The 21,334-nt window shown below is 71.0% G+C and carries 21 protein-coding genes and 1 riboswitch; of the genes, 13 read left to right on the top strand and 8 right to left on the bottom strand.

The features are described from left to right. The first annotated feature begins 273 nt into the window (after positions 1–273). On the top strand, positions 274–612 hold the full coding sequence (locus ACQPXM_RS07055) for a hypothetical protein (protein WP_432945996.1): 339 nt from the start codon (positions 274–276) through the stop codon (positions 610–612). 33 nt (positions 613–645) lie between these two features. Further along, the gene (locus ACQPXM_RS07050) at positions 646–1,077 is read left to right on the top strand and encodes a GNAT family N-acetyltransferase (protein ID WP_432945994.1); all 432 of its coding nucleotides are present in this window, start codon (positions 646–648) and stop codon (positions 1,075–1,077) included. A 52-nt stretch (positions 1,078–1,129) separates the two neighbouring features. Here ACQPXM_RS07050 and ACQPXM_RS07045 read toward each other — a convergent pair whose 3' ends face one another. The 5 genes from ACQPXM_RS07045 to ACQPXM_RS07025 form a co-directional block, all read right to left on the bottom strand. Then, positions 1,130–1,408 carry a ubiquitin-like small modifier protein 1 gene (locus ACQPXM_RS07045; RefSeq protein ID WP_077012506.1) on the bottom strand — a complete coding sequence of 93 codons (279 nt, stop codon included), beginning with the start codon at positions 1,406–1,408 and terminating at the stop codon, positions 1,130–1,132. Then, on the bottom strand, positions 1,405–2,664 hold the full coding sequence (thrC, locus tag ACQPXM_RS07040; RefSeq protein ID WP_432945992.1) for a threonine synthase: 1,260 nt from the start codon (positions 2,662–2,664) through the stop codon (positions 1,405–1,407). The genes ACQPXM_RS07045 and thrC overlap by 4 nt, the downstream gene beginning before the upstream one ends. 11 nt (positions 2,665–2,675) lie before the next feature. Further along, positions 2,676–2,815, bottom strand: a riboswitch (SAM riboswitch). A gap of 110 nt (positions 2,816–2,925) precedes the next feature. Beyond that, positions 2,926–3,894, bottom strand: coding sequence for a helix-turn-helix domain-containing protein (locus ACQPXM_RS07035; protein WP_432945990.1), 969 nt, complete (start codon positions 3,892–3,894; stop codon positions 2,926–2,928). A gap of 182 nt (positions 3,895–4,076) precedes the next feature. Further along, complete coding sequence (locus ACQPXM_RS07030; protein ID WP_432945988.1) at positions 4,077–5,351, bottom strand: cation:proton antiporter; 1,275 nt, start codon at positions 5,349–5,351, stop codon at positions 4,077–4,079. Positions 5,352–5,423: 72 nt separating this feature from the next. After that, positions 5,424–6,386, bottom strand: coding sequence for a DNA-3-methyladenine glycosylase family protein (locus ACQPXM_RS07025; protein WP_432945986.1), 963 nt, complete (start codon positions 6,384–6,386; stop codon positions 5,424–5,426). 48 nt (positions 6,387–6,434) lie between these two features. On the opposite strand from ACQPXM_RS07025, the gene ACQPXM_RS07020 reads away from it, so the two are divergent. After that, positions 6,435–6,884 (top strand): hypothetical protein, encoded by a 450-nt coding sequence (locus ACQPXM_RS07020; protein WP_432945984.1) that lies wholly within the window; start codon positions 6,435–6,437, stop codon positions 6,882–6,884. Positions 6,885–6,938: 54 nt separating this feature from the next. On the opposite strand, the gene otsB is transcribed toward ACQPXM_RS07020, so the two are convergent. Genes otsB through ACQPXM_RS07005 form a run of 3 tightly spaced genes read right to left on the bottom strand, consistent with a single transcriptional unit; the run spans position 6,939 to position 8,698 of the window. Continuing rightward, positions 6,939–7,775 (bottom strand): trehalose-phosphatase, encoded by an 837-nt coding sequence (otsB, locus tag ACQPXM_RS07015; RefSeq protein ID WP_432945982.1) that lies wholly within the window; start codon positions 7,773–7,775, stop codon positions 6,939–6,941. Beyond that, a complete protein-coding gene (locus ACQPXM_RS07010; protein ID WP_432945980.1) occupies positions 7,772–8,389 on the bottom strand; it encodes a LytR C-terminal domain-containing protein in 618 nt (205 codons plus the stop codon). Before ACQPXM_RS07010 ends, otsB begins: the two co-directional genes overlap by 4 nt. 3 nt (positions 8,390–8,392) lie before the next feature. After that, on the bottom strand, positions 8,393–8,698 hold the full coding sequence (locus tag ACQPXM_RS07005; RefSeq protein ID WP_077012514.1) for a DUF3263 domain-containing protein: 306 nt from the start codon (positions 8,696–8,698) through the stop codon (positions 8,393–8,395). A 180-nt stretch (positions 8,699–8,878) separates the two neighbouring features. On the opposite strand from ACQPXM_RS07005, the gene ACQPXM_RS07000 reads away from it, so the two are divergent. The 10 genes from ACQPXM_RS07000 to ACQPXM_RS06955 all read left to right on the top strand — a co-directional run bounded on the left by ACQPXM_RS07000 (position 8,879) and on the right by ACQPXM_RS06955 (position 21,328). Then, positions 8,879–10,312, top strand: coding sequence for an amidase (locus ACQPXM_RS07000; RefSeq protein WP_432945978.1), 1,434 nt, complete (start codon positions 8,879–8,881; stop codon positions 10,310–10,312). Further along, positions 10,303–11,301 (top strand): Gfo/Idh/MocA family protein, encoded by a 999-nt coding sequence (locus ACQPXM_RS06995; RefSeq protein WP_432945976.1) that lies wholly within the window; start codon positions 10,303–10,305, stop codon positions 11,299–11,301. Before ACQPXM_RS07000 ends, ACQPXM_RS06995 begins: the two co-directional genes overlap by 10 nt. A 6-nt stretch (positions 11,302–11,307) precedes the next feature. Continuing rightward, complete coding sequence (locus ACQPXM_RS06990) at positions 11,308–12,705, top strand: alpha,alpha-trehalose-phosphate synthase (UDP-forming) (protein ID WP_432945974.1); 1,398 nt, start codon at positions 11,308–11,310, stop codon at positions 12,703–12,705. Beyond that, complete coding sequence (locus ACQPXM_RS06985) at positions 12,692–14,212, top strand: FGGY family carbohydrate kinase (protein WP_432945972.1); 1,521 nt, start codon at positions 12,692–12,694, stop codon at positions 14,210–14,212. The genes ACQPXM_RS06990 and ACQPXM_RS06985 overlap by 14 nt, the downstream gene beginning before the upstream one ends. Positions 14,213–14,319: 107 nt before the next feature. Further along, positions 14,320–15,117, top strand: a complete 798-nt coding sequence (locus tag ACQPXM_RS06980; RefSeq protein WP_432945970.1) for a neocarzinostatin apoprotein domain-containing protein — start codon at positions 14,320–14,322, stop codon at positions 15,115–15,117. 85 nt (positions 15,118–15,202) lie between these two features. After that, positions 15,203–16,486 (top strand): sensor histidine kinase, encoded by a 1,284-nt coding sequence (locus ACQPXM_RS06975; RefSeq protein ID WP_432945968.1) that lies wholly within the window; start codon positions 15,203–15,205, stop codon positions 16,484–16,486. After that, a complete protein-coding gene (locus tag ACQPXM_RS06970; RefSeq protein WP_432945966.1) occupies positions 16,389–17,069 on the top strand; it encodes a response regulator transcription factor in 681 nt (226 codons plus the stop codon). The genes ACQPXM_RS06975 and ACQPXM_RS06970 overlap by 98 nt, the downstream gene beginning before the upstream one ends. An 81-nt stretch (positions 17,070–17,150) precedes the next feature. Continuing rightward, positions 17,151–19,352: an MMPL family transporter gene (locus ACQPXM_RS06965; RefSeq protein ID WP_432945964.1), complete on the top strand. Its 2,202-nt coding sequence runs from the start codon at positions 17,151–17,153 to the stop codon at positions 19,350–19,352. A 56-nt stretch (positions 19,353–19,408) separates the two neighbouring features. Continuing rightward, complete coding sequence (gene panD, locus ACQPXM_RS06960; protein ID WP_432950960.1) at positions 19,409–19,831, top strand: aspartate 1-decarboxylase; 423 nt, start codon at positions 19,409–19,411, stop codon at positions 19,829–19,831. An 18-nt stretch (positions 19,832–19,849) separates the two neighbouring features. Further along, positions 19,850–21,328 carry an aminopeptidase P family protein gene (locus ACQPXM_RS06955; RefSeq protein ID WP_432945962.1) on the top strand — a complete coding sequence of 493 codons (1,479 nt, stop codon included), beginning with the start codon at positions 19,850–19,852 and terminating at the stop codon, positions 21,326–21,328. Positions 21,329–21,334 lie beyond the last annotated feature (6 nt).

Genomic DNA, 21,334 nt, shown 5'->3' with positions numbered 1-21,334 from the left:
GGCGTGCGCCGCCTCCACACGCCCTCGCCGGCGAAGGTTGGTCGGTGGTGCAGATCGGCCCCGCCGACCGAGTCGCTTCGATAACCTGGAAACAACGGCGACCAGCGGCGACACCGAGCTGTTCGAGCGGTGGGGCACGTTCGAGAGGAGTCCCGGGTCTTGACTTCTGAACCGGTCATCACGAGAGCGGACCTGCTCGCCTCGGCGGCCAAATCATTCGGCTTCCTCGACCAGTCAGGACGTGGAGCTGCACGACGGACAGACCGCAGCGACATGACGACGCTGGTCTATCCGTTGGGCGAGACGTTCGCCGAGCTGGAGCTCGACTGGAGGGAACAAGCCGCGTTCGTCCTGGTCGGTCGGTGCCGAGACGGCGAGATCCCGGACGGCTACTACGTCGACTCCTACGGGACGGTCGTCCGGCATCATCTGGCCGGGGTGCTGGAGCATGGTGACCTGGCCGACCGGGCCGCCGCCGCCCGGATCCGCGAGGTCGTCAAGCTCAGCGGGCCGGAGGCGATGGCTCGGCAGATCGACACGTTCAGCGAGGTACTTCGGGCCATCCACCCTCGGCTCACGGAACTCCTCGGCAAGCTGCCGCCCCGACCGTGAGTCTCTCGACCAGCCGGCTCCTAGGATCGCCTCATGTTCCGAGCGGCCGGACCCGGTGACTTCGCGGCGATCAGCAGGCTCTACCACCAGCTGCACCCGGACGAGCCGGTGCTGTCCGAGCGCTCTGACTTCGACCGGATTCTCGCGTCGGAGCACTTCCGGCTCTGCGTGCTCGAGGTCGACGGGGAAGTTGCCGGTACGACGTACCTGAACCTGATCCCGAACCTGACCCGTGGCAGCAGGCCGTACGCGGTGATCGAGAACGTGGTGGTCGACGAGAACCGGCGCGGGACCGGGCTGGGCAAGCAGCTGATGGCCGCCACGTTGCAGGCGGCCTGGGACGCCGGCTGTTACAAGGTGATGCTGATGACCGGCTCGCGGCGCGAGTCGACGCACGCGTTCTACCGGGCCTGCGGGTTCTCGCCCGACGCGAAGCAGGCGTACCTCGCGCGGCCGCCGGCCTAGGAACGACAAACACCCCTCGGCCGAAGCCAAGGGGCGTTGACGAAGAACGGGTTCAGCAGCCGCCGGCGACGGCGGGGATGATCGAGACCTGGCCGCCGTCCTTGATCGAGGTCTGCAGGCCCTCGGCGAAGCGGACGTCGTCGTTGTCGACGTACACGTTGACGAAGCGCCGCAGTTCGCCGGACTCGTCCAGGACCCGGCCCTTGATGCCGGGATACGACGTGTCGAGCGACTCCAGCACCTCGATCAGCGTGCTGCCTTCGACGGAGACCTCGGAGGCACCCTGGGTGTAGGGGCGCAGGATGGTCGGGACGCGGACACTGACGCTCACTGCAGACCTGCCTTCACGAAGGCGTCGTACGACGCGGGGATGGTCACCTTCGGGCCGACCCGGTCGGCCACCGCGTCGAGCGTCTTCAGCCCGTCGCCGGAGTTGATGATCACCGTCTCGGCCTCGGGGTCGAGCTGCCCGGTCGCGATCAGCTTCTTCAGCGTCGCGACGGTCACCCCGCCCGCGGTCTCGGTGAAGATGCCCTCGGTGCGGGCCAGCAGCTGGATGCCCTCGACGACCTCTTCGTCGCTGACGTCCTCGATCGCGCCACCGGTACGCCGGGCGACGTCGAGCACGTACGGACCGTCGGCCGGGTTGCCGATCGCCAGCGACTTCGCGATGGTGTCCGGCTTGACCGGCTTGACGACGTCGTGGCCGTCCCGGAACGCCTGCGCGACGGGTGAGCATCCGGTCGCCTGCGCGCCGTAGATCTTGTAGTCGGTGGCGTCGACCAGACCGAGCTTGCCCAGCTCGGTGAAGCCCTTGTCGATCTTGGTCAGCTGCGAGCCGGAAGCGACCGGGATCACGACCTGCTGCGGGATCCGCCAGCCCAGCTGCTCGGCGATCTCGAACGCCAGCGTCTTCGAACCCTCGGAGTAGTACGGCCGCACGTTCACGTTGACGAACGCCCAGCCCTCCTCCTCGCCGGCGATCTCCGAGGCCAGCTTGTTCACGTCGTCGTAGTTGCCGTCGACGGCGACCAGCGTGCCGCCGTACACCGCGGTGGTGATGATCTTGGGGCGCTCGAGGTCCTTGGGGATGAACACGACCGAGCGGATGCCGGCCCGGGCGGCGGCCGCGGCGACGGCGTTGGCCAGGTTGCCGGTCGACGGGCAGGCGAAGACCTTCATGCCGAGCTCGCGGGTGGCGCTCAGGGCGGAGGCCACGACGCGGTCCTTGAACGAGTGCGTCGGGTTGCCCGAGTCGTCCTTCACCCAGAGCTTGCGCAGGCCGAGCTCGCGGGCGAGGTTCTGCGCGTCGATCAGCCGGGTGTAGCCCGGCTCGGTGTTCGGGAAGCTGGCCACGTCGACGGGGACGGGCAGCAGCGGCTGGTAGCGCCAGATGTTCTTGGGGCCGGCCTCGATCTGTTCGCGGGTGATCGCCGGGTACTCGTACCCGACCTCCAGCGGACCGAAGCACTCCATACAGGCGTAGAACGGGCCGAGCGGCGACTTCGCCCCACACGCCCGGCAGCTGAGGTGCGTACCGTTGCCGAAGGCACCTGCACGGATGGTGTGGGTGGCGGTCTGGCTCATGGAGAGGTTCCTCCTCATCTTCCCCGGCACCGGATCTCGGCGTGGGACGGATTTGGCACCGGTCCACCGCGAGCGCCCCAGGACAGGGCCTCCACGGGGAGGGTTGCCGGGACTTCAACGGGCCGTTTCCCTCAGTCCCTCTGGATGAGCAGGTTCGAGGTTACCCAATCGGGTCCATATTGTGTCTCGCCATCCCAGCATCCGAGACGTCGGATCTCAGTCCGGCGCGACCCTCCGGGTTCGAGTTGCGAGCCGGCCCGCTCACCCGGTCCGGCGCGCCCGGAAGGTCCGCCGGTACGCCGACGGCGAGGTCTTCAGGCTCTTGGCGAAGTGGTGGCGAAACGTCACCGGCGTCGCGAACCCGGCCGCGACCGCGATCTCCTCGACGGGCGCGTCCCCGGTCTCCAGCATCGCCAGCGCGGCCTGGATCCGCTGGGCGATCAGCCATTTCGCGGGCGTCGTACCGGTCGCCCGGGTGAAGTGCCGCAGGTACGTGCGCGGCGACAACCCGGCCTCCCGCGCCAGATCCGGTACGCCGATCGGCTCGGCCAGGTGCTCCAGCGCCCAGCCGAGACTGCGCGCGACCGGCGCGTCGCCGTCGCTCGGCTTCGGCGGCATCGGGGCCTCGATGTACTGCGCCTGGCCGCCCGACCGGTACGGTTGGATGACCATCCTGCGGGCGACCGCGTTCGCGACGGCGGCGCCGAAGTCCTTCCGGACCAGGTGCATCGCCAGGTCCAGGCCGGCCGCGCAGCCGGCGCTGGTGAGGATGTCCCCCTCGTCGACGTACAGCGGTTCCGGGTCGACGTCGATCGCGGGGTAGCGCTCGCGGAGCTGGTCGGCGTACCGCCAGTGGGTGGTCGCGCGGCGGCCGTCGAGCAACCCGGCGGCGGCCAGGGCGAAGGCGCCGGAGCAGATCGACACGACCCGGGCACCTCGATCGTGCGCGTGCCGGAGGGCCTCGACGAGCTGCGGGGAGGTCGGCGCGGTCGGGGCGGCAACGCTCGGGACGACCACGGTGTCCGCGGCGGCGAAGTCGTCGAGGCCGTGCGGGGTGGTCATCGTCGCGCCGCCGAGCACGCGGATCGGGTCGGGGGTCTCGGTGCAGACCTTCAGCTCGTACCAGGGCTGGTCGATATCGGGCCAGGCCAGCCCGAACACCTCGATCACGATCCCGGCCTCGAACGCGGTCATGCCGTCGTAGGCGAGCACAGAGACGCTGGGAGGCATGTCGAAATCTTAGCGGTCGGTGTCTTCTGTGCCACTTCTTCGGCACGGCCGGCGCCCGGAGGATGGAGGCATGTTCGAGAAGCTGAAGCAGTTCGCCGCCGGGATCCACGCCGCGGCCGCGATCCGGCACGGCGTCGAGCCGCCGATCAGCGCCCGGCAACCGCGCCGCCCGTCCGGCGAGGTCAGCTCGACCGCTCGCGGCGACGCGGGCGGCTCCCGTTCTCGCGGCGGTGCTCCAGCATCCGCATCATCGGCGTCGCCGCGACGCCGTGCACCGCAACGCTCAGCACGACCGTGAACCCGACCGTCGCCCACAGCCACGGTAAGTCGTCGGCGAAGTCGGCGCCGGCGTACGCGAGGTAGAAGATCGAGCCGACGCCGCGGACGCCGAAGGCCGCCGTGACCCAGCGCTCCGAGCGACGCATCTGAGTGCGCTGCAGGCTCAGCCACGCAGTCACCGGCCGGACGACCAGGATCAGCGCGGCCCCGATCAGGATGCCGGTGAGGTCGAGCGGCTTGAGCAAGCCGCCGGTGACCGCGACGCCGAGCAGCAGCAGGATTCCCCAGGTCAGGATGTGCTCGAGCTGCTCGAGGAAGCTGTGCAGCTCCTCGTGGTAGTTGTGGCCGCGCTCCGCCGCCCGCAGCGTCAACGCGGCGACAAAAACCGCCAGGAAGCCGTAGCCGTGCAGCACCTCAGCCAGTCCGTACACGCCGAGCGTCATCGCCAGCGCGAGCACCGGCTCTCGCGAATCCGCCAGCCGGAGACTCGGCAGCGGCGCCGAGAACGCCATCCGCCCGAGCAGCCAGCCCGCTCCGGCGCCGATGACGACACCGATCACCGTCTTGCCGATCAGGTCCCAGAGCACCCACTCCAGCGCCCAGTCGCCCATCGCGCCCTTGGTCGCGGCGAACACCGCCAGATAGACCAGCGGGAACGCCAGCCCGTCGTTCAGCCCGGCCTCGGAAGTCAGCGCGAACCGGACCTCGTCGTCCTCCTCCGGCTCGGCGCCTTCACCGGTCGTCGGACCTTGCACCTGGACGTCGGACGCGAGCACCGGGTCGGTCGGCGCGAGCACCGCAGCGACCAGCAGAGCAACCGCCGGGGCCAGCCCGAGCAACCAGCCGAGTCCCGCGACGGCGGCCACACACGCCGGCATCGCGACGAACAGCAGCCGCCACGTCACCTTCCACCGATGCCAGCCGATCGGCCGGTCGATCGCCAGCCCGACACCCATCAGCGCGACCAGGATCGTCAGCTCGGCCAGGTGCTCGGTCAACTTCGGCTCGGCGATCGGGTTCAGCTTGCCCCGATCCACCACGAACCCGAGCAGCAGCCCGGCCCCGAGAAAGGCGATCGGCGCCGACACGGCGTACTTCTTGAGCAGCCGGGGCAGCACGGCCCCCAGCAACAGGGCGAGCCCCGCGACCAGGTAGAGCCCGTCCCCATCGATCCGCATGATGCGAACCTAGTGCCCACCCCACCGGGTGAAATCCGTCCCACACCGCGTGACCCCGAGCACGTCCCGAGGTCAACGCAGGCGGTGGGTCGCGCCGGGCGTGTGGGTCGGGAGGGACTTGCGCGGGCCGTAGCGGGGATGGCCGGGGCCGGCCAGTTCGAGCAGGCGCTGGACGCGGAAGCGGTGGCCTCGGTACGGCTCGATCAGTTCCGCGGTGCCTTCGTCGTCGAGCTCCTCGCCGGTCAGCGCGTAGGAGACGTTGCGGGAGACGTGATAGTCGGCGAAGGAGAACGCGTCGGCGTCGCCGTGAGCTCGTTGGCGGACCTCGGCCGCCGTCCACACCCCGACGCCGGGCAGCGAGCGCAGCCGCCGTTCGATCTCGGCAGAGTCGGTCAGGTCGAGGGTGCGCTCGAGGGCCTTCGCGCGGGTGGCCGCGGTGACGACGACGCGTGAACGACGGCCTTCGACGCCGGCACGCAACCACTGCCAGGACGGGATCAGCCGCCACTGCTCGGGCGTCGGCGGAACCATCATCACCCGGCCGTCGGGCGGAGTGGGGCCGGGCGCCGGTTCGCCGTACTCGCGCAGCAACAGGCGCCAGGCGCGGAACGCCTCCTTGCCGGTGACGACCTGCTCGATCCCGGCCGCGGCCATCGCCTCGAAGACCGCTCGGGTCCGCGGCACCCGGAAGTGCGGGAACCGCCGCGCCGCGTCGACCAGCGGGCGGTGCTCCGACCGCGGCTCGAAACCGTCCCAGGAGTCGGATTCCCCGAGCAGCTCCGGCACGCCGTCCAGCGCCCACGACGCCCCCGGCCCCCACGCCTCGGCCTCGACCTCCGCCACCGCCGCGTACGGCGTCAGCCGCAGCAGCACCGGCCCGTCCGGAGTCCGGGTCGCGCGCCACACCGTCCGCCGCGCGGGGTCCAGCACGTACGCCGGATCCCCCGGCCCCTTCCGCAGTCCACCGATCAGCAGGTGCGGATCCACCGGACGCCCGGGCCGCCAGCGTCGTACCACCGAACTCACGGCACCCATCCTGACGCATCCCGCCGACAGAACCGCGGGCGTCGGCAATACTGAGCCATGACCGGCGCGCAGAAACTCAAGCTGGTGGTGAACTTCGTCAACCTGTCCACCCTGGCCGGCTTCGCGGTCGGCCTGATCGGGCGCGCGCGCTTCAGCCGCGGCCCGCGCGGCCTGTTCCTCGCGACGGGCTACCGGCTCGGCTTCCCGGCCGCCGGCGCGTTCACGATCGGCAACGTCGTGCTGACCCGCCGGGACCGCGCGTACCTGGACGCCCGCCCGCTGCTGGTCGCGCACGAGGAGCGCCACTCCTGGCAGTACTTCTGCCTGATCGGCCTGCCGCTGCTGCCCTTGTACGTCGTGGGCGCGGCCTGGTCCTGGATCCGCACCGGCTGTCCTGCCTCGCGGAATCCGTTCGAGCGCCTGGCCGGCCTAGCCGACGGCAACTACGTCGAGCGCCCGGTCCAGCCGTTCGGCCGGACGCTTCAGCAGACCTTTCGCCGCCGCTGACGGGAGCAGCCCGGGCCGCGAGACGACACCGGCGGTGCGGACGTGGCAGACGTGCTACGCCCGGGCGGCGAGCGCGTCCGCGAGCGCGGTCAGCACCGTGACGACTCCGATCGGGTCGTCCACGACGATGTCCGCCGCGTCCACCAGCTCGGCAGCACCAGAAGAGCGAGCAGCCACCAGTACGGCGTACAGCCCGTCGGCCCGCAGCTCCCCCAGAGCCCGGAAGGCGGCGAGGTCGCCCAGGTCGTCCCCGGCGTACAGGACCGACCGAGCGCCCGTCGACTCCACCAGCCGGCGGATCGCGACACCCTTGTCGATGCCGGGCGGTCGCAGCTCGAGCACCAGGTTGCCCGGCTCCAGCCGCAGCTCGACCGACTCGGCCAGCTCGGTCAGCGGCGCGCGCAGCGTCTCCAGAGCGCCCGCCGGGTCGGCGAGCCGGCGCGTGTGGACCGCGAGCGAGCTCTCCTTGTCCTCCACGAACGCATCGGGCAGCCCAGCCGCCTGCAACACCGCCGGCAACTGCTCGCGCGCCACAGCCACCCCGCTGGGAACCGGGTCGCTGGTGACAGACCCAGTGGCCGCCTCCCACCGCTCCAGCCCGTAGTGCCCCAGTACAACGAGTCGTCCAAGCCCCGGGTGACCGGTGACCCCCGACAGCTCGGTGGCGACCAGCGCCGGGCGGCCGGTGACGATGGCGACCTGGTTGACCGAGCGGGCCAGCCGCGCCATCGCGTCCAGCGCCCCCTCGGCGGCCCGAGACATCGCCGGGTCCTCGACCAGCGGCGACAGCGTGCCGTCGAAGTCCGACGCGATCACCGCTCCGGCCGGATCGGCGACGATCGCCTCCCAGCCCTCCCGCCCGGCTGTGGTGGCCAGTACGGGAGTGCTCATCCGGAGTATTCCGACGTGAGGATGACGGTCAGCCGGTCCTTCTTCATGTTGTCCAGCGCGTCCTTGATCCGCGGGATGCCGAGGTCCTGGGCGAGCTGGGCGGCCTCGGCCTGCATGCCGGCCGGGTAGTAGACCGTGCTGGTGACGATCTTGCCCCGCCAGTTGTCCGCGCCGGTCACGCTCCAGCCGGCCTGCTCGGCGCGGCTGCCGACCGCCTGGGCCAGTCCCTTGCGGCTGGTGTTGTTGTAGATCTCCACCGCGGGCCGCTCGGACGGCGGCACGTTCACGGTCGGCTTCGGTACGCCGGTCGGCTCGGTGGTCGGCTCGGTCGTCGCTTCGGTGCTCGCCGAGGTCGGCGGCGCCACCGGAGTCGTCGCCTCCGGCGTCGGCAGCGCGGTCGGCTCGGAGCTCGGCGTCGCACTCGGCGTCGCACTCACGGCCGGCGTCGCGCTGGGCGTCGTACTCGGTGTCTGCGCGACCGGCCTGCCCTCATCCGCGACGCTGTCGTTGCCGCGGGTGCCGAACAGCACCAGCAGGCCACCGACGATGGCCACGACGGCGAGCACCGCGACGAGGGAGGAGAGAACCTGTCCCCGTTCGTCCCTGCGGTTCAAGGCCTAGACCTCGATCCCCAAGCGACGGGCGGAGCGGGCGCGTTGACGGGCGGCGCGCAACCGGCGCAGCCGCTTGACCAGCAGCGGGTCGTGGGCGAGGGCCTCCGGCCGGTCGATCAGCGCGTTGAGGACCTGGTAGTAGCGGGTGGCCGACATCTGGAACTGGTCGCGGATCGCCTGTTCCTTGGCGCCGGCGTACTTCCACCAGTGCCGTTCGAAGCCGAGGATCGCGCCGTCCCGCTCGGAGAGCCCGGCGACGGCGGGCGGCGCCGCTTCGGGGCCGGAAGAGCTCGCGTTCGCGCTGTCCATCTGCTGGTGACTCCCGTGCGGTCGGTGATCGTCCGTCCGCGCTCCACTCTACGGGCTGAACAACAGCGATGTCATTCACCCGGCAGCGATCCGGCCGTGTCGTTTCCGGTCCTTTCCGGTCCTTTCCCCAAGGCTCGCGCGCCGCCGCCGCGCCCGCTCGACTCTGGCAGGATCGTGGAGGTGAGCTCACCTCGACAGGGCTCCGGCGCACTCCTGCCGGACCCGCGACCCGCCATCGTTTCGGTCGAAGAGCTGCAGGCCAGGATCCGTGAGGTCGATCCACTCGTGGGTGCGGTCTGTACGCCGAACCCCGCCGCGCTGTCCGACGCTGCCCGGCTGGACACCGAGCGTGACGACGGGCGCACGCGCGGTCCGCTGCACGGCGTACCGGTGCTGGTGAAGGACAACATCGACACCGCCGACCTGGCCACCACCGCCGGGTCGCTGGCGCTCGCCGACCAGCCGCCTCCGCCGAACGACGCCGTCCTGGTCCGCCGGCTGCGCGAGGCCGGTTGCGTGATCCTGGGCAAGACCAACCTGAGCGAGTGGGCCAACTTCCGCGGCTACGCCTCGTCGTCCGGCTGGAGTGCGTACGGCGGACTGACGCGCAACCCGTACGCCCTGAACCGGTCGGCCGGCGGTTCGTCGAGCGGTTCGGGCGCGGCGGTCGCGGCCGGGCTGGCCGACCTCGCGATCGGCACGGAGACCAACGGCTCGATCGTCTGCCCGGCCTCACTCAACGGCATCGTCGGACTGAAACCCACCGTTGGCCTGGTCCCGCAGCAGGGCATCGTGCCGATCTCGCACTCCCAGGACACCGCCGGACCGATGACCCGCACGGTCGCCCAGTCCGCCGCGCTGCTGACTGTGCTCACCGGCGGTGGCACCGACTATCTGGAGGCGTGCCGCGGCACCGACCTCAGCGACGTCCGGATCGGCGTACCGCGGGGTCCGCTGTGGGGCTACTCGCCAGGGCTCGACCAGGCGACGGAGACGGCACTGGAGGTCCTCAGCCGTTGCGGCGCGACGCTGGTCGACAACCTGTCGCTGCCGACGCCCACGGACGACGAGCAGCTGCAGGTCCCGCTGCACGAGCTCAAGGTCGGTCTGGCCAAGTACCTGGCGACTCGCAAGGAAGGCGCTCCGCGGACCCTGGCCGAGTTGATCGCGTTCAACCGCGCGCATCCGGCCGAGGAGCTGACCTGGTTCGGCCAGGAGCTGTTCGAGCGGGCCGAGGCGACCGACGGGCTGGACTCGCCGATCTATCTGGCCGCCCGGCTGTCCGCACTGCGGACCGGCCGTGACGGGATCGACACGGTCCTGCGGGACAATCAGCTCGACGCCCTGGTCAGCCCGTCGTACTCGCCGGCCTGGACGATCGACCTGGTCAACGGCGACCACGTGCTCGGCAGTTCGTCCTCGCACGCCGCGCTGGCCGGCTATCCGCTGCTCTCGGTGCCGTCGGGCACGGTCGCCGGTCTGCCGGTCGGCATCGTGTTCGGCGGCACCGCCGGAAGTGACGCCACCCTCATTCGCTTGGCCCACGCCTTCGAGACCGCGAGAATCGTGGCCGACGGCCCGTTCCCGACCCCGGAGTTCAGACAGTGGGTATAGACCAGGTCCGTTGGGGTGTCGTTGCTACTGGCAACATCTCGACGCAGTTCACGAAGGATCTCGCCGAGCTCGACGACGCGGTCGCGACCGCCGTCGCGTCCCGATCGCTCGACAGCGCGCACAGGTTCGCCGACACCTTCGGCATCGAGCACCGCTACGACGACTACCGGCAGCTGATCGAGTCGGGCACCGTCGACGTGCTCTACATCGGTACGCCGCACCCGCAGCACTACGGGATCGCCCGGGCCGCGCTGCAGGCCGGCGTCGCCGTCCTGTGCGAGAAGCCGGTCACGCTGACCGCCCGGCAGGCCAGGGACCTGGTCGCGGTATCCCGCGAGCACAACACGCTGTTCGCCGAGGCGATGTGGATGCGCACCAACCCGGTCGTCCAGGCGATGTTCGCCGACCTGGCCAAGGGCGTGATCGGCGAGCCGATGGAGGCGCTGGCCGACTTCGGCTTCCACAAACCGCAACTGCCCGCGCGCCTGCTCGATCCGGCGCTCGGCGGCGGCGCGCTGATGGACGGCGGCATCTACCCGATGACGTTCGTGCACATGGCGCTCGGCCGGCCCGACGAGGTCAAGGCGGTCGGCGCGCTGAACGACGACGGCGTCGACCTGAACGTCGCGATGGCGTGGCGCTACGACTCCGGCGCGGTCGCCGCCCTGACCTGCGGTCTGCGGTCGCAGAACCCGTGGACCGCCTCGGTGAGCGGACCCGAGGGCAGTTTGTTGCTGCCGAACCGCTTTCACCACCCCGAGTACTACGTGCGCAGTACGGCGGCCGGCCAGGAGCGGGTCGACGTAGCGGTGCATGGGCTTGGGTACCACTATGAAGCAGCCGAGGTGATGCGCGCCTTGCGAGCCGGGCAGATCGAATGCCCGGCCCTTCCGCATGCCGCGACGATCGAGATCCTCGAGCTGCTCGACGAGACACGCAGACAGATCGGGGTCTCCTACCCCGGCGACGACGAATACCTGGGTGGATAACAGCAGATGCCGAGCGGACGCAGTTCCTTCGTGGTGGTGGCCAACCGGTTGCCGGTCGACCGGGTCGAGATGCCCGACGGCAGTACGGCGTGGCGGCGCAGCCCGGGGGGTCTGGTCACTGCCCTGGCGCCGGTGATGCAGCGCCACCACGGCGCCTGGATCGGCTGGACCGGGGGCAAGGACGAGAAGGTCGAGCCGTTCGACTCCGACGGCATGCACCTGGTCCCGGTCACGCTGTCGGCCGAGGACGTCGAGCTGTACTACGAGGGCTTCTCGAACGCGACACTGTGGCCGCTCTACCACGACGTGATCGTGCCGCCGGAGTTCCACCGGGAGTGGTGGGAGGCCTACGTCGCGGTGAACCGGCGGTTCGCCGAAGCCGCCGCGGACGCCGCCGACGACAACGCGGTGGTCTGGGTGCACGACTACCAGCTGCAGCTGGTCCCGGCGATGCTGCGCCGGCTGCGGCCCGACGTACGGATCGGGTTCTTCCTGCACATCCCGTTCCCGCCGACCGAGCTGTTCGCGCAGATGCCGTGGCGGCGGCAGATCCTGGACGGCCTGATGGGCGCCGATCTGGTCGGCTTCCAGCGGCCCGGCGCCGCGTCGAACTTCGCGCGACTGGCCCGCAACCGGATGGGTCTGCGCACCCGCGGCGACCGGATCCACCTGCCCGACGACCGGATCGTGCGGGCCAAGGCGTTCCCGATCTCGATCGACGTCGGCGAGCTGGAGCAGATCGCCCGCCAGCCGGAGACCGAGGCCCGGGCCCGGGAGATGCGCGCCGAGGTCGGCAATCCCGCGCACATCCTGCTCGGCGTGGACCGGCTGGACTACACCAAGGGCATCAGGCAACGACTGCGTGCCTTCGGTGAGCTGCTGGACGAGAAGCGGGTCTCGGTCGACGACGCGGTCTTCATCCAGGTCGCGACGCCGTCGCGCGAGCGGGTCGAGCAGTACCGGGTGCTGCGCGACGAGATCGAGCTGCTGGTCGGGCGGATCAACGGCGAGCACGGCCGGATCGGGACGCCCGCGATCAACTACCTGCACACGTCGTACTCGCGCACCGAGATGGCCGCGCTGTTCCGGGCCGCCGACGTCGCCGTGGTGACCCCGCTGCGCGACGGCATGAACCTGGTCGCCAAGGAGTACGTCGCCTGCCGGTACGACGACACCGGCGCGCTGGTGCTGAGCGAGTTCGCCGGCGCGGCCGACGAGTTCCGGCAGGCGTTCCTGGTCAACCCGCACGACATCAACGGCATGAAGGACACCATCGTCGACGCGATGAACACCGACGACCGCCAGCTCGGCCGCCGGATGAAGGCGATGCGCAAACACCTGGCCGCCCACGACGTGAACGTCTGGGCCGCCTCGTTCCTCGAGGCACTGCATGCCGCCGACTGACCGGCAGGACGACGCCGCGCCGCTCGGCGGACCGCAGGCGCCTGCCCCCGCCGGCGGGCCAGGTGGCGCTGCGTCTGTCGGCGGCGAGCGGATCCTCGCGCTCGACCTCGGGACCTCCTCGGCCCGCGCGCTCGTGCTGTCCGCGGCCGACGCCTCGCCGGTGCCGGGTGCGCTCGCGCGGCACAAGATCACCCCGACGTACGGGGTGGGCGGCTCGGCGACGATCGACCTGCACGAGTACGTCGAGGGCCTGCTCAGCTGCCTCGACGAGCTCCAGCAGAACGGGCACCTCGACGGCATCACCGCGATCGTCCTGTCGTCGCAATGGCACTCGGTCGTCGCGCTCGACGCCCACGGCGCCGCGCTGACCCCGGTGATCACCTGGGCCGACACCCGCTCGGTCGCGCCGCGGCTCGACCCGGCGTTCGACGAGCACGCCTTCCACGCGCGCACCGGCGCCTGGCTGCACCGCCTGTACTGGCCGCGCCGGATCCCCTGGTTGCTGTCCGAGGTCCCCGCGGTCTCCTTCGCCGGCCTGCCCGACCTCGTGCTCGAACGTCTCACCGGGGAGCGGGTCACGTCGGTGTCCATTGCCTCCGGCACCGGATCGCTCGACCTCGCCAAGGGCGAGTACGACGCCGAGGCGCTCGACATCGCCGGGGTCACCGCCGGGCAGCTGCCGCCGATCGTGCCGACCGGCTGGACCGGCGTCCTGGCGTCGACGTACGCGCGACGCTGGCCCGGCCTGGCCGGCGTACCGGTGCATCCGCCGACCGGCGACGGCGCCGCCTCCAACGTCGGCACCGGCGGCTACGACGAGTCGACCGCCGCGGTCACGGTCGGTACGTCGGCCGCCGTCCGCGTCGTGCACCCGATCGACCAGGCCCCCGAGCTGCCCTGGGAACTGTGGCGCTACCGCGTCGACGACCAGCGCGCGGTCACCGGAATGGCCTTCTCCGCCGCGGGCAACCTGCACGCCTGGCTGACCCACGTCCTGCAGCTCGACGAGGCCCACCAGGAACCGACCGACGTCGAGATCGGCTCCTCGCGGGTGATCGCGATCCCGTTCCAGGCCGGCACCCGCCCACCCGAAACCGTGCCCGGCGGCTCCGGCGTCTACTTCGGCCTGTCCTTCGACGACGACGCGGCCGATCTGCTCGCCGCGTCGTTGCAGGGCGCGTCGCTGGAGATCGACCGCGGCCTGCGCATGCTCGACTCGCTGTTCGACCGCCGCCTCGAGGTCGTGCTCGGCGGCGGCGGCATCGACGCCTCCGCCTGGTGGCGCCGCTGCCTCACCGCGACCTTCGCCCGCCCCACCACCGTCTGCGCCGAAGCCGAAGTCGGCGCCCGCGGCGCCGCCGCCGTAGCCCTCGGCCTGTCCCCCGCCCCCGGCGGCGAACACCTCGACCCGGCTCCCGACGAGGTCGCCCGCGTCGACACCCTCCGCCCCCGCTACACCGCCCTGCGCGACCTCGCCGTCCAGGCGACCAAAGCCCTGAGCGGCTGAGCAGACCTGGAGCTGCCGGGGCTCCGAGTCCTTCCGTCCCGGCGGGTTCGCGAGTAGGAAGGTGACAGGCCAGGGGGCCTGATCACGATCGGTGGGGGGAACCACGGATGCGACTACTTGCTGCCATCACCGCGGCGACTGTTCTGCTCGGGTCGATGACCGTTCCGGCGGTCGCGGCGCCACCGCCCGAGCTCCAGGTGAGCCGGACCTTCGGGCTGACCGGCGGGGACGAAGTGCGGGTGAGCGGACGCGGGTTCGCGCCCGGCTCCGAGGTGCGGATCGTCCAGTGCGACACGTTCGTGGACTGGTTCGACGGCGACTGCCCGGACCGGACCGTCACAACAGCCGGCTCCACCGGCCGGATCGCGACCCGGGTGACGCTGGGCGATCCGGTCTTCCGGCGGATGGAGTTCGGCGAACCCACGACCGTCTACTGCCGTGCGGACCTGTGCCACCTGTACGCCGTCGGCAACGCCCCGGACGGCAGCCGCCTGGTGCTCGACTCGGGCGCGCTGGGGTTCAAGGGTTCACCCGCCACGATCACCGCGACCCCGTCCACGGACCTGGCCGCCGAGCAGTGGGTCACGGTCCGCGGTACGGCGTACGGGGCTGAGTGGCGGCAGGTGCGGATCGTGCAGCACGCCTGCTTCGAGATCATCCAGGAGACCGGCTGTTACGGGGAGCGGCCCACCGTCACCACCTGGGTGCGCGCCGACGGCACCTACGCCACGCCGTACCGGGTGAACCGCTGGCTGCCCGACGGCACCGACTGCTTCGACGTGGGCTTCCTGGGCGAGTGCTACCTCTCGGTCACCGTGCTGGACCGCGCCGGTCAACCCGACGACAGCTTCGGCTTCTCGCCCAACGGCGACATGAAGACGCCGATCACCTTCCGGTCCAGCTAGCACTCGGCGTACTGCGTTCGCAGTACCGAACGGGTACGGCCTGCAGACGACGCGGCGGGGAGCCCCGGACACGTACTGTGAACAGATGGGTGTGCCTCCGCGCTGGTACGCCGGATACAAGCTGCATCCGGTGGTGTGCGACTGCGCCCTGGCACTGGTCCTGCTGGCCATCAACTTGGCCCAGCCCGGCGCCAACCACGGTCAGCGGCAGATCGACCTGACCTTCGGCCGGGTGGTGATCATCGTGATCGCCTGTGCGGTGCTGGTGTTGCGGCGGCGGGCTCCGCTCGTGGTGCTCGCGGTCACCACGGCGGCCGCGGTCGCGTACGCGGTGACCACCGAGGTGAAGAGCGCGATCGCGCTGACCCTGGCCTGTGCGATCTACACGGTCGTCATGCAGAAGGACCGGCAGACCCGGTCGATCGCGGTCGTCGCGACGGTCGTCATCATGGTCGGCACGACCACACTGTTCACCGACGGCGGGGTGCTGGAGAACCTGCCGGTCGCCGTCCTGGTGCTGTTCGCGAGTGCGCTCGCCGAAGCGGTGCGCTATCGCCGGGCGTACCAGGAGGAGCTGGAGGACCGGGTTCGGCGGGCCGAGCAGTCCCGCGAGGAAGAGGCGGAACGGCGGGTGATCGACGAGCGGCTGCGGATCGCCCACGAGCTGCACGACGTGATCGCCCACCACATCGCCCTGATGAACGTGCAAGCCGGCGTCGCGTCGCACCTGCTGCGCGACCAGCCCGCCGAGGCCGACCGCGCGCTCGCGCTGGTCCGCGAAGGCGGCCGGACCGTACTGCGTGAGCTCACCGTGCTGCTCGGCGTGCTCCGGCGCTCGGGCGACGGCACGCTGCCGACCGCGCCCACTCCGACGTTGCGGGAGATCGGCGCGCTGATCGACTCGTTCACCGCGGCCGGGCTGGTTGTCGACTGGCAGCCACCCGCGTCCGGTCCGCTCCCGGACGTGATCGAGCTGACCGCCTACCGGATCCTGCAGGAGTCCCTGACCAACGTGGTCAAACACGCGTCAGGTGCGGTCGTACGGATCCGCTTCGAGCAGCAGCGCGGCTCGCTCACGATCGAGATCACCGACGACGGCGGCCACCCCGGTACGCCGTACCGCACCGCCGCGCCGCCCGTCGGAGCCGGGCACGGGTTGCTCGGGATGCGGGAGCGGGTGGCCGCGGTCGGCGGCGACCTGACCGTCGGGCCGCTGCCGCACGGCGGGTTCCGGGTACACGCCGTTCTACCGCTGGAGACTGGAGACACAGGTGACGATCCGGGTGTTGCTGGCCGACGACCAGACGCTGATCCGCAGCGGCTTCCGGGTGCTGGTGAACTCAGCGCCGGGTCTGGAGGTCGTTGCTGAGGCCGCGGACGGCCGGCAGGCGGTCGAGCTGGCGCGCAGCGAGCGGGCCGACGTGATCCTGATGGACATCCGGATGCCGGGCATGGACGGGCTGGCCGCGACCCGGGAGGTCACCGCGGACGAGTCGCTGGCCGGGGTGAAGGTGCTGATCCTGACCACGTTCGAGGTCGACGAGTACGTCTTCGAGGCGATCAGGGCGGGCGCCAGCGGGTTCCTCGGCAAGAGCGTGGAACCGGACGAGCTGATCAGCGCGATCCGGGTGGTCGCGAGCGGCGAAGCGTTGCTGTCACCGAAAGCGGTGCGCGGCCTGATGAACCGGTTCCTGGCCCAACCGGAACTCGCGCCGCCGACCGGTGCCGCGGAACTGGCGGTCCTGACCGATCGGGAGCGCGAGGTGGTCGGCCTGGTCGCGCTCGGGCTGTCGAACGACGAGATCGCCGACCGGCTGGTGGTGTCGCCGCTGACGGTGAAGACGCACGTGAACCGGGCGATGGTGAAGCTCGACGCCCGCGACCGGGCGCAACTGGTCGTCATCGCGTACCGGACCGGCCTGGTCCGCGCCGGCGTACAGCAAACGCAGTAGCCCGTACGACGCCCGCAGTACGCCGAGAAGCCCACAGTGGGTGGACGCGAACAACCGGGACCCACCGCGACGATCGTTTGCATGGCTACCTACCTCTACCGGCTCGGCCGGTTCGCGTTCCGGCGGCGCAGGATGGTCGTGTTCGTCTGGCTCGGCCTGCTGCTGACCGGCATCGCCGGCGCGGCGACGCTGTCCGGCCCGGTCAGCGACGGCTTCTCGATCCCAGGGACCGAGTCGCAGCGGGCTGTCGATCTGCTCGACGAGCGATTCCCGCAGGCGGGTGCCGACAGTGGGGTCGCCCGGATCGTCTTCCAGGCACCGCCGGGTGAGCAGCTCGCCGCGCCTGACAACAGCGCCGCCGTCCAAGGTGTGCTGGCCGAGCTGAGGACCGGCCCGCAGGTGGCGGCCGTCTCGGATCCCTACACGGCGCAGGCGATCTCGGCCGACGGCCGGACCGGCTACGCCCAGGTCTCCTACGACGTCGCCGGGCAGGAGGTGACGCCGGAGTCACGCGAGGCCGTGGCCGCGGCGGTCGAGCCGGCCAGGACGGCAGGCCTCACCGTCGAGTACGGCGGCGACGCGATGATGGAACAGGGTGAGCAGAGCGCGGCCGAGGTGATCGGCGTCGGCGTGGCCGCGGTGGTGCTGCTGATCACCTTCGGCTCGCTGGTCGCCGCCGGCCTTCCGTTGCTGTCAGCAATCATCGGGGTGGGTATCGGGATCGCCGCGATCACGATCGCGACCGGCTTCGCCGACATCGGCTCCGGGACGCCCATCCTCGCGATGATGATCGGGCTCGCGGTCTCGATCGACTACGCCCTGTTCATCATGTCCCGCTACCGGCACGAGCTGAGCACCGGTCTGGAGCCGGAGGAGGCCGTCGGCCGGGCGGTCGGGACGGCCGGCTCGGCGGTGGTCTTCGCCGGCCTGACCGTCGTGATCGCCCTGGGCGGCCTGTTCGTCGTGAACGTCCCGTTCCTCACCCAGATGGGCCTCGCGGCCGCCTTCACCGTCGTCATCGCCGTGGCGATCGCGCTGACGCTGCTGCCCGCACTGCTGGGAATGGCCGGACGACGGGTCCTGGGTGGCCGGATCCCCGGTCTGCGCGGTGGCGATCCCGAGGGCTCCGGCGGCAAGCCGACGGCCGGGCGCCGCTGGGCCGGGTTCGTCACCCGTCGCCCGGTGGCCGTGCTGCTGACGGCCGTGATCGGTCTGGGAGCACTCGCGATCCCGGCGGCGGACCTCGAGCTCGGACTGCCCGACGACAGCACCGCCGCGCCGGAATCGACGCAGCGCAAGGCGTACCAACTGCTGTCCGACGGCTTCGGTGCTGGATTCAACGGCCCGCTGCTGATGGTGGTCGACGTGGCCGGTGCCGCTGACCCTCAGGCCGCTGCGGCGAGTACGGCGAACGCCGTACGGGCGTTGCCGGATGTCGCCGTGGTGACACCCGCGACCTTCAATCCCGCCGGCGACACCGCTGTGTTGACCGTGATCCCCACGAGCGGCCCGAGTACGACCGAGACCACGGATCTCGTCGAGGCGATGCGCGACCTGCCCGAGGCGGCCGGGGCCGACGTGTCGGTCACCGGTGTCACCGCGATGAACATCGACATCTCCAACCAGCTGAACGACGCGTTGCTGCCCTACCTGTCCCTGATCGTCGGGCTGGCCTTCCTGTTGCTGCTGCTCGTGTTCCGTTCGCTGCTGGTTCCGCTGAAGGCGACGCTGGGCTTCCTGCTGACCGTGGCGGCCACCTTCGGCGCCGTGGTCGCGGTGTTCCAGTGGGGCTGGCTGGCCGGCCTGTTCGGCATCGAGGGCCAGACCGGGCCGATCATCAGCATGCTGCCGGTGTTCCTGGTCGGCATCGTGTTCGGGCTCGCGATGGACTACCAGGTCTTCCTGGTCACCCGGATGCGGGAGGAACACGTCCGGGGTGCGGCGCCGGGCGCGGCCGTCGTGGACGGCTTCAGCCACAGCGCGCGAGTGGTGACCGCCGCGGCGGTGATCATGATCGCGGTGTTCACCGGGTTCATCCTGTCCAGCGAGACCCTGGTCCAGCAGATCGGCTTCGGCCTGGCCTTCGCGGTCGCCGTCGACGCCTTCGTGGTCCGGATGACGATCGTGCCCGCCGTGATGGCCTTGCTCGGTCGCTCGGCCTGGTGGCTGCCGCGCTGGCTGGACCGGTTGCTGCCGGACGTGGACGTCGAAGGGGAGAAGCTGCGCCGCCGGTTCGAGCCCGCGGTCGGCTCCGAGCGGGAGCCCGAACTCGCTCACCGCTGAGCGCGGGGTGACGGTGGCCACTGACACCCCTCGAGGCGGCCTGGATGATGAGCGCCATGCTGCGCGAGATGATGAAGTCGAAGGTGCACCGGGCCACCGTCACCCAGGCGGACCTGGACTACGTCGGGTCCTGCACGCTGGACGCCGAGCTGATGGCGGCGGCGGACCTGCTGCCCGGGGAGAAGGTCGACATCGTCGACATCACCAACGGGAACCGGCTGTCGACGTACCTGATCGCCGGGCCGCGCCGCTCGGGGGTGGTCGGGATCAACGGCGCGGCCGCGCACCTGATCCATCCCGGCGACCTGGTGATCCTGATCGCGTACGGGCAGTTCGAGGACGAGGAGGCGAAGGCCTTCTCGCCGCGCGTAGTCTTCGTGGACGGGCGGAACGCGATCACCCGCATCGGCTCCGACCCCGCCGAGGCGCTGCCGGACAGCGGCACGCTCCGCGGTGACGAGATCCATACCCAGCGTTGAGACGAGGACTGGTCGACGATGACCCAGAGCACCGAGCAGGCTCCCGCGGAACCCACCGGCCCGGCGATCGACCCGGCCGCCGAGCAGGGCACGCAGGCCGCGCCGAAGACGGCCACCCACGACAGCGAGCCGCAGGACAAGCTGCGCGCGTTCATGAACTCCGGCTGGGGTGACATCGAGCGCACCGACGCGAGCCTGCGTGACGTCGCCGCCTGGACCGAGAAGCGCCGCGCGGCCCTGTCCCAGGCCTTCCCGGGCGAGCGGCTGGTGATCCCGGCCGGCACCTACAAGGTCCGCTCGAACGACACCGACTACGTCTTCCGCCCGCACACCGACTACGTCTGGCTGGCCGGCGACCAGACCTCCGACGCCGTCCTGGTGCTGGAGCCGAACGGCAGCGGCCACGACTCGGTGCTCTACTTCCGCCCGCGCTCGGAGCGCAGCCAGGGCGAGGAGTTCTGGCGCGACCGGATGTACGGCGAGCTGTGGGCCGGCCGCCGTCCGTCGCTGACCGAGACGGCCAAGGAGTTCGGCCTGGAGACCCGGCACGTCGACCAGCTCGCGAACGCGCTGAAGGGCGACGTCCCGACCCGGGTCCGGCGTGGCGAGGACAGCTCGCTGAGCGCCCAGCTGAGCGGCCTGAAGGTCGACGCCGACCGCGACCAGGAGCTGGCGGCGACGCTGTCGGAGCTGCGGCTGGTCAAGGACCCGTTCGAGCTCGAGCAGCTGCGCGAGGCCTGCGCGATCACCCACCGCGGCTTCTCCGACGTACTGGCCGAGATGGACCAGGTCCGCAAGTACGGCGAACGCTGGATCGAGGGCACGTTCTGGCGCCGCGCCCGCGCGGAGGGCAACGACGTCGGCTACACCTCGATCGCCGCCGCGGGGTCGCACGCGACCACCCTGCACTGGATCGAGAACGACGGCCCGGTCACCGACGGCACCCTGATGCTGCTCGACATGGGCGTGGAGAACCGCAACCTGTACACCGCCGACATCACCCGCACGCTGCCGGTGAACGGCGAGTTCACCCCGCGCCAGCGTGAGCTCTACCAGCTCGTGCTCGACGCGCAGAACGCCGGCATCGCGGCGCTGCGGCCCGGCGTACCGTTCGCGTCCGGGCACAAGGCCGCGATGGAGGTGATCGTGAACGGCCTGGACGCGATGGAGCTGCTCCCGGTGAGCGTCGACGAGGCCCTCGAGACCGTGATCTACCAGCGCTACACGCTGCACGGTGTCAGCCACATGCTCGGCATCGACGTGCACGACTGCGCCGCGGCCCGCAACGAGCAGTACCGCGGCGACCTGAAGACGGGCTACGTGCTGACCGTCGAGCCCGGCCTGTACTTCCAGGCCGAGGACCTGACCGTGCCGGAGGACCTGCGCGGGATCGGGATCCGGATCGAGGACGACATCCTGATCACCGACGACGGCACGGAAAACCTGTCGGCCGCCATGCCGCGCGAAATCGACGAGATCCAGAACTGGATGAGCTGACCCGCC

The sequence above is a fragment of the Kribbella sp. CA-253562 genome, from assembly GCF_050942265.1.
Lineage (GTDB): Bacteria > Actinomycetota > Actinomycetes > Propionibacteriales > Kribbellaceae > Kribbella.
This window is presented reverse-complemented; position numbering and strand designations above follow the sequence as displayed.

Excerpts from the sequence above, each read along its gene's own strand:
- otsB (WP_432945982.1), bottom strand. The coding sequence starts at position 7,775 with ATGAGCACTCCCGTACTGGCCACCACAGCCGGGCGGGAGGGCTGGGAG.
- ACQPXM_RS06990 (WP_432945974.1), top strand. The coding sequence starts at position 11,308 with ATGCCGAGCGGACGCAGTTCCTTCGTGGTGGTGGCCAACCGGTTGCCG.
- ACQPXM_RS07005 (WP_077012514.1), bottom strand. The coding sequence starts at position 8,698 with ATGGACAGCGCGAACGCGAGCTCTTCCGGCCCCGAAGCGGCGCCGCCC.
- ACQPXM_RS06955 (WP_432945962.1), top strand. The coding sequence starts at position 19,850 with ATGACCCAGAGCACCGAGCAGGCTCCCGCGGAACCCACCGGCCCGGCG.
- ACQPXM_RS07035 (WP_432945990.1), bottom strand. The coding sequence starts at position 3,894 with ATGCCTCCCAGCGTCTCTGTGCTCGCCTACGACGGCATGACCGCGTTC.
- ACQPXM_RS07050 (WP_432945994.1), top strand. The coding sequence starts at position 646 with ATGTTCCGAGCGGCCGGACCCGGTGACTTCGCGGCGATCAGCAGGCTC.
- ACQPXM_RS07025 (WP_432945986.1), bottom strand. The coding sequence starts at position 6,386 with ATGGGTGCCGTGAGTTCGGTGGTACGACGCTGGCGGCCCGGGCGTCCG.
- panD (WP_432950960.1), top strand. The coding sequence starts at position 19,409 with ATGCTGCGCGAGATGATGAAGTCGAAGGTGCACCGGGCCACCGTCACC.
- ACQPXM_RS06985 (WP_432945972.1), top strand. The coding sequence starts at position 12,692 with ATGCCGCCGACTGACCGGCAGGACGACGCCGCGCCGCTCGGCGGACCG.
- ACQPXM_RS07055 (WP_432945996.1), top strand. The coding sequence starts at position 274 with ATGACGACGCTGGTCTATCCGTTGGGCGAGACGTTCGCCGAGCTGGAG.
- ACQPXM_RS06975 (WP_432945968.1), top strand. The coding sequence starts at position 15,203 with ATGGGTGTGCCTCCGCGCTGGTACGCCGGATACAAGCTGCATCCGGTG.
- ACQPXM_RS06965 (WP_432945964.1), top strand. The coding sequence starts at position 17,151 with ATGGCTACCTACCTCTACCGGCTCGGCCGGTTCGCGTTCCGGCGGCGC.
- thrC (WP_432945992.1), bottom strand. The coding sequence starts at position 2,664 with ATGAGCCAGACCGCCACCCACACCATCCGTGCAGGTGCCTTCGGCAAC.
- ACQPXM_RS06980 (WP_432945970.1), top strand. The coding sequence starts at position 14,320 with ATGCGACTACTTGCTGCCATCACCGCGGCGACTGTTCTGCTCGGGTCG.
- ACQPXM_RS07020 (WP_432945984.1), top strand. The coding sequence starts at position 6,435 with ATGACCGGCGCGCAGAAACTCAAGCTGGTGGTGAACTTCGTCAACCTG.
- ACQPXM_RS07030 (WP_432945988.1), bottom strand. The coding sequence starts at position 5,351 with ATGCGGATCGATGGGGACGGGCTCTACCTGGTCGCGGGGCTCGCCCTG.